This is a genomic window from Sulfurimonas sp., assembly GCF_014859695.1.
Classification (GTDB): domain Bacteria; phylum Campylobacterota; class Campylobacteria; order Campylobacterales; family Sulfurimonadaceae; genus Sulfurimonas.
The window spans coordinates 1-6,577 of record NZ_JACUTS010000089.1 but is presented as its reverse complement, the minus strand read 5'-3'; the positions used below and the strand labels follow the sequence as shown (position 1 = coordinate 6,577).

The following is a 6,577-nucleotide window of genomic DNA, read 5'->3' as shown; positions in this document are numbered from 1 at the left end:
CTTTTGATAATCAACCATAATATCTCCTAAAACTTGTAGCTGTATGTAAGCATCCCGCTAATTGGAGCAGCTGCTTTGTATGATTCATTTCCATAGACATCTCTTAGGGCTTCCATCGCATAGTATTCGTTTGTGATGTTTCTTATGTTTAGTTGAATGTTGTGGGCTTTATGCTCATAGCCGAGCATTAAATCCGTGACAAACTTATACCCCTCATACTTTTGCGTATTTGCGTTGTCCATGTAGTAGCTACCCCACGTTTTTGTGGTTACTCTTGATTTGAAGCCGTTTGGGAGGTTTAATGTCGCAAACAAAGAGTACTGGTTCTTTGGTATATATGGCAGGTAATTACCGTCTCTAGATACCAAAGAGCCTGCCACAGACTCGTTAAACGTCACAAATTTAAAGTCGCTGTAGGCATAAGCTCCGCCAAATCCTACCTGCTTGTTCAGGGCATAAACGGCATTGAACTCCAAGCCTCTCTTTTTTGTTTTTCCTGCATTGTCGTAAATAGAGTTTCCGTTTGCATCTAAAATTTGAATAATCTCATCATCAGCAATATTTTCATAAAGCGCTAAATCATAAGAGATACTCTCTGCCCTTGTTTTTAATCCTATCTCATAGTTTACACTTGTGGATTTATCCAAAGAGGTGTTGTCTGAGAGCTCGCTTGTAGTCGGAGCCTGATTTGCCGTTGCAACTGATACATAGACATTTGTACTGTCGCTTATTTTATAAACAGCTCCCAATTTTGCAGAAAAGAGAGTGTAAGACTTGTCGATGTTATAAAGACCTATGCCTGTAACATAGTTTTTTGCACTGTAGCTGTAGTCCGTTATCTGATTTCCGCTTATGTCAAAACTGAGTTTGTCTACTCTTGAGCTGATGTCAAAAGTCAAATCATTTATCGGTGAAAATGTCTCCATAATATAAGCACCGTATAACGTTGTCGTACTATCTTCGGTGCTTGCCAAATCGCCTTTGTTATTTGAGAGCGTCTCGCTTATATAAGGGGTAAAGGGCCATGAAGAAGATGGAAGAACGGTATAGTCTGCATATTCATACTTTTTCGCATCTTTAGTTATATCTGCTTTTAGCGTTACCCCTGCGACTAAAACAGCACTCTCTCCAAAAAGATTGTGGTTATAGTTTAGTTCCAAGTCAGTACCGTAAACTTTGTTGTTATTACTTTCGTTTATGATTCCGCTCACAGGATGGAAATGCTCCCAAGCGTTAAAATAGACTCTTGGTTTATATACTAAATTCCCGACCTCTTTTTCATACTTGGTGTTTATGGAGAATATTTTGGAATCTCTCGCACTGTGCTGCCACTGGTAGCTTGTGTCGTGCTGTGTTCCCGTGCTCTTAAAGAGCTCAAACTCTTCAGCCGTCATAGATCCGGGAATGTTCATATTTGACTCTGTATAGGAAAACTCACTCTCTATAATAGAGTCGTCTTGAAATATATGACCATATTTTATAGTCGCTTGAGTAGAGTCAAACTCATTGTTGTCTCTCCAGCTGTTCTCGATCTCTCTTCTGCTTATGGTTGCGGAGATAAAATCGTTCTCGCTCAGTTCGCCTCTTACTTTAAGGTTTATATTTTTTTGCCCGTCATCGCCTATGCCGATTTTTATTCTGTTTTTATCTTCTTGAAAAACAGACTTTGTTACAAGCTGGATAACGCCGCCTGTTGCATTTACTGCATTTATTGAGCCAGGTCCTTTTTGCACTTCAACGCTTAGAACATCCTGCATATCTATAAAATCAAACCTTGTAAAAGAGTCGGGGTCTGTCAAAGGAACGCCGTCTTTCATAACCATTATCTCTCTGACACCGTATCTTGCCTTTAGCCCAGCTCCCCTTATTATAAGTCTTGGACTCGGAGAGTTTGTAGAGGACTCGGCACTAACACCGGGAATATTTTCTATCGCTTCTTGTATGTTTAAGATATTATTGTCTTCTATTGTTTTCTCGTCTACAACGGCAATTGATTGTGAGATATCTTTTGTTGCGGTTGATACTTTTGTTGCCGTTACGCTTATTGAATCGAGGCTTACTTCCTGCGCATGAATAGATGAGATTGCCAGCAGAGCAGCTAGTGAATATTTTATTTTCATATTCTTTCCTTAGTTTTTAAAATTAAATATATTTTTAAAACTTTAACTAAGGAGTGTTAATTTTGTATTAATAATTTCAAGAAGTTACCATTTTGTCGCTATAAAATACTAAATTGATATGTGAGGAGTTACTTTTTAGATTTTAACACGAAGTAAAAGACAGCGGCGATTACGACAAAAACGAGAGTTCTTATGATGATGGTAGTTGAGTCTAAGTTTTCCATTGGGAATCTTTGTGTAAGGATTGTGTGTGGATGGGGTAGAGGGATTCGAACCCCCGAATAGCGGCACCAAAAGCCGCGGCCTTACCGCTTGGCGATACCCCAGTCTGCGAAAGAGTAGTTTTGTAAAACGGGTGGAATTATAAATTTTCTCCCCTTATAATACCCTTAATCTCTCTATAAAAATTTTATAATATACTCCTTTAAAGAGGTAAAAAAATAGTAGTTGCAAATGGTAAAAAAAGATGTATTATTCCACTATTATTTATAAAATCAAGGAGATATGGCATGGGAAGTTTAACGGTCAATAAGCAGAAATTAAAACGATTTACAATAGCTACAAAGCCCGTTATGGAGGGGTATTTGGTAAAGATGGACGTTGATCTTAGCGACTACACTTTTGCGGCAAACTTTATATGGCTGGCTAACAGCAGCGGATTTTATGCGCTTATCAATAAATGTTTTTGTCTCTTTGTTATGACGGGCGGCGAGCTGACTATGCTTTTACCTCCTCTTGGAAAGAAAAAAAACGTCACAGATGCCATTATTAGCTGTTTTAAGATTATGAATACAAACAACTCTTCGCCGTACTACTCCCGCATCGACTATGTTCAGGCTTCTATGCTTGAAGAGTTTGTGCAAAACACTGATGAAGCACAGAGTATGTTTGAGATGCTTGAGTCCTACTTGGTTGAGAAAAAACTGGTTGATTATGTTTATGAAGTAAATGCGCTTATAGATTTACGCGGAAACAGCTACCACACAAAAAGAACAGAGATCAATAAGTTTATGAAGTCTTACCCTGATTATGTCATTGAACAACTAGACAGCATAAAACATAAAGATGAGATTACGCATCTTTTTAACAAGTGGGTCTCCGACAGGGTGAGGTACATGCCAAAAGAGGAGGCAGAACACTTTTTGGAGGGGATTCATCAGGAGAGACATGCGGTAAAGCAGATGCTCAAATATTATGAAGAGCTCTCTTTGATAGGCTTGGTCATCTACATAAACGGCGAGCTAAAAGGCTTTACCGTAGGCGAGAGAATTAACAAAGATACGGCAACGGTTATTATAGAAAAAACGGATTTTGAAATTTTGGGATGCGCTCAGTTTATCTTTAGAGAGTTCTCTAAGATGCTAAAAGAGCATTACGATATTGGATATATAAATGTAGGCGATGACATGGGATTTGAAAATCTCCGCAAGGTGAAGATGTCATATCGCCCGTTTAAGCTTGTTCCAAAGTATACGATTTATCAAAAATGACAGTAAGAAAAGCCGAAAAGTATGATGTTTCTTTGCTTTATGCGCTGGAGAGAGAGCTGTTTTTGCCGCAGAACTATCCTCTCTCAAGAGGCTCTTTCTTATACCATGTTAAAAACAATCTGCTCTATATTGCGGAGGTTGAGGGCAAGGTGGCAGGTTATATTTTGGTGCTCATTAAACGTAAAAATGCCAAACTGTACTCTCTTGGAGTCAGCAAAGCTTATCGCAATAGAAAAATTTCCCAAGAGCTGCTTAGATTTATATTTCAAGAGCTTATCTCTTTGGGTTTTAGCACACTGTTTCTTGAAGTGCGTACGGATAATGAGGCGGCGATAGCCTTATATAAAAAAATGGGCTTTTGCGAGCTTAAAAAACTCAAAGCCTTTTACGGAGACGGATGTGATGCCCATCTGATGCAACTAAAGATAGAACAATAGGGAGAAAATATGAAACTATCACTGCCAGAGTTAATCGATGCGCTTAGAGATAAAGTAGAAAAATATTTAGAGGGTATTGATGCCAGCATACATCCTTATGATATCGCGGAAGATTTACTTGAGTTGCGTGATGAAGATGAAAAATTATATCTAGAAGAACTCTCTAAACTTCCGCAAGAACTTCAAGCTCATGTTATGATAGAGCTTCCTCGCCACTGCCACGAGGAGATAGTTGAGTATTTTGCACCAAATGAACTCGCCTCTTTGGCAAACACGCTTGATACTGATGATGCAGCTGAGCTTATCCGAAATATAGAAGAGGTTGATGAGAAAATAGCACAGGAGGTTCTTGAGAGCCTTCCGCACAAAGATAGAGAAAACCTGCAGACGCTTATAGCATACGATGAGTATGAAGCGGGTGCTTATATGCAGACGGAGCTTTTCTCCGCGTTTATAGATGAGCAGATTGGAGATTCCATACTCAGACTCAAACGCCTAAAAGCCAAAAAAGAGCTTGACAGCGTCTATCAGGTTTACGTTGTAACTAGAAATCATAAGTTTTTGGGTTCAATTCCTCTAGAAGATCTAATACTCCTTGGACCAAATGTCAACTATAGAGAGCTTGTAAAAGAGGGGGTAAACACCATCTCAGCCAAGGCTCTGGATGATATCCACGACGTTGTAGAGGTTGCATCAAAGTACGACATGGGTGTAATTCCCGTCACAGATGCTAAAGGCAGGCTTCTTGGGCGTATAACCTCGGATGACATCTATGACATTATAGAGGAGCGTGCAACGGGGCAGCTCTATAACCTTGCAGGTGTTAACGAGGAAGCGGAGCAGGAGGAGAGCCTTTTTCACATCGGAAAATATCGCGCCTACTGGCTTGGCGTAAATCTTATAACGGCTATTGCAGCATCGGTTGTCATCGGTCTTTTTGACGCAACTCTGCAGTCTCTGGTAGCACTTGCTGTACTGATGCCCATCGTGGCATCCATGGGCGGGAATGCAGGAACGCAGACGCTCACGGTAACGGTTCGCCAGATGGCGCTTGGAGATATTAGCAGTGAAGATGCCAAAAAAACTATACTAAAAGAGGTCTATTTGGCTCTTATGAACGGCTTTATATTCGCCGTAGCTATCGGTCTTATAGCTTGGATGTGGTTCTCAATGCCTCTGCTTGGGGTGGTTATAGCCGCTTCAATGGTTATCAACATCATTACGGCAGGATTTTTCGGCTCACTCATCCCTCTGCTTCTTCAAAAGGCAGACATCGACCCTGCCGTCGGCTCCTCCGTGCTTCTTACAACGGTTACGGATATCGTCGGATTTTTTAGTTTTCTTGGATTGGCAACCATAATTTTGCTATAGTAAAAGAAAAAAAGTGGGTTTAAAAATGAAAAAAATGTTACTTGGTTTTTTGTGTTTGCTATTCTTTTCAGAGTTTTTAAGTGCTCAAAATAGTGAGGAGGGAGCAGTTGTTTTCATGTATCACCGCTTTGACGAAAACAAATATCCATCTACAAACATCAGAATGGAACAGTTTGAAAAGCATCTTGAGTATCTCTCGCAAAACAATTATAATGTATGGAGTCTCTCAAAGATAGTCCGCCATATCGTAGAGGGCAGGGAGATTCCAAAAAAGGTCGTTGCACTTACTATAGACGATGCCTATAAAAGCACATATACGCATGCGTTTGCAAGGTTTAAAGAGTACAAATTTCCCTTTACGGTCTTTGTAAACAGCACGTCGACAGACAGCGGTTCAAAAAATTATATGAGCTGGGATGAGATGCGTGAGATGCAAGCTTTTGGGGCGGAGTTTGCGAACCACTCCAAAACTCATGACTACATGCTACCAAAAGAGGGCGAAGATGAGCAGAGTTGGAAAAAACGCATAAGAGATGAGATTGAGGGCGCACAAAAGAGGCTTCAAGAGGAGCTGGGAGATACTACAAACGAAAACCCAAAGCTCTTCTCCTATCCGTTTGGAGAGTATACAAAAGAGAGCGCAGAGTATATTCAAAGCTTGGGGTATATTGGAATTACTCAGACGTCGGGCGCAATAGGGATGCAGAGCGATACAAGGACTCTGCCGCGCTTTGCAATGTCGGAGGCGTATGCTGACATGGATGGTTTTACTCTGAAGCTCAAAACTCTCCCACTCCCAATAGAGAGCGTCTCATCCATAGAGCCTCTGGTAAAAGAGGATAATCCTCCAAAGCTCACCATTAAGCTCAAGCACCCCGTAAAAAATGTATGGTGTTACCTCTCCAGCGGAAAAGCGATAACCGTTGAATGGGTATCAGATAGAGAGTTTAGCGTTCAAGCAGAAGAGGCGTTAAAAGCTCCAAGAGACAGATACACATGCACCGCCGCCTCAAAAGAGAGCAGATGGTACTGGTATAGCCATCTTTGGATAGTCAAATAGCAAAAGCTACCTGCTAAGCAAAATATCCTCTATCATCTTTACATAAGCGACTTAATGAAAAATTTGGGTGCGTAAATAATCACTTTTTCTTATAACACA

At 40.5% G+C, this 6,577-nt stretch carries 5 protein-coding genes and 1 tRNA gene; 4 read left to right on the top strand and 2 right to left on the bottom strand.

Translation table 11 applies throughout. The features are described from left to right. Nucleotides 1-26: 26 nt before the first annotated feature. Entirely contained in the window at nucleotides 27-2,120 is a 2,094-nt protein-coding gene (locus IBX42_RS10730; protein ID WP_294932770.1) for a TonB-dependent receptor, read from the bottom strand. 251 nt (nucleotides 2,121-2,371) lie between these two features. Continuing rightward, nucleotides 2,372-2,446 (bottom strand) — tRNA-Gln (locus IBX42_RS10725). Nucleotides 2,447-2,629: 183 nt separating this feature from the next. Here IBX42_RS10725 and IBX42_RS10720 point away from each other — a divergent pair. Genes IBX42_RS10720 through IBX42_RS10705 form a run of 4 tightly spaced genes read left to right on the top strand, consistent with a single transcriptional unit; the run spans nucleotide 2,630 to nucleotide 6,478 of the window. Further along, entirely contained in the window at nucleotides 2,630-3,610 is a 981-nt protein-coding gene (locus tag IBX42_RS10720; protein ID WP_294932768.1) for a phosphatidylglycerol lysyltransferase domain-containing protein, read from the top strand. Beyond that, on the top strand, nucleotides 3,607-4,047 hold the full coding sequence (rimI, locus tag IBX42_RS10715; RefSeq protein WP_294932767.1) for a ribosomal protein S18-alanine N-acetyltransferase: 441 nt from the start codon (nucleotides 3,607-3,609) through the stop codon (nucleotides 4,045-4,047). Before IBX42_RS10720 ends, rimI begins: the two co-directional genes overlap by 4 nt. 9 nt (nucleotides 4,048-4,056) lie before the next feature. Continuing rightward, entirely contained in the window at nucleotides 4,057-5,418 is a 1,362-nt protein-coding gene (mgtE, locus tag IBX42_RS10710; protein WP_294932765.1) for a magnesium transporter, read from the top strand. A 25-nt stretch (nucleotides 5,419-5,443) separates the two neighbouring features. Next, the gene (locus IBX42_RS10705; RefSeq protein WP_294932763.1) at nucleotides 5,444-6,478 is read left to right on the top strand and encodes a polysaccharide deacetylase family protein; all 1,035 of its coding nucleotides are present in this window, start codon (nucleotides 5,444-5,446) and stop codon (nucleotides 6,476-6,478) included. The last annotated feature ends 99 nt before the right edge of the window (nucleotides 6,479-6,577 follow it).